This is a genomic window from Clostridium sp. AF27-2AA (assembly GCF_003478505.1).
Lineage (GTDB): Bacteria > Bacillota > Clostridia > Lachnospirales > Lachnospiraceae > Brotaphodocola.
The window spans coordinates 1-416 of the sequence record NZ_QUFI01000076.1 but is presented as its reverse complement, the minus strand read 5'-3'; the positions used below and the strand labels follow the sequence as shown (position 1 = coordinate 416).

Annotated in this window: 1 protein-coding gene; it reads right to left on the bottom strand. The window is 33.4% G+C overall.

Annotated elements, in window-relative coordinates; genetic code table 11:
- Positions 1 to 365, bottom strand: a 365-nt coding sequence (locus DWY84_RS17935) for a helix-turn-helix domain-containing protein (protein WP_243024910.1), incomplete at its 3' end; no start/stop codon positions are given.
- Positions 366 to 416: the final 51 nt, after the last annotated feature.

Sequence of the window (416 nt, the reverse complement as noted above, 5' to 3'; positions counted from 1 at the left end):
TCTACTGTTATATTGCCATTCGTAAAATTTGTTGTATATGACTTATGATGATCGTGTTTACTCTTAAACTTCGGATAACCTGCATGTTCCTTAAAAAATTTCTGGTATGCAGCATCCATGTTGTAAATCGCATTTGTCAGAGCAAATTTATCCACTTCTTTCAGCCATTCATATTCTTTCTTTAATTGTCTGTTGCAGTAATTATTACAGTCGGTTTTACTAACTGATTTTTTCTCTTTCTCATATACTTCTTTCCGGTATGCCAGGGTCTGATTATACACAAAACGGCAACAGCCAAATGTTTTTGCAATCTGTATTTTCTGCTCATTATTAGGGTATATTCTGTATTTATATGCCTTTAACATCCACTGTCACCCTCTTTCTCAACCTTGATTTTCTATATATCTTTTCAGCAT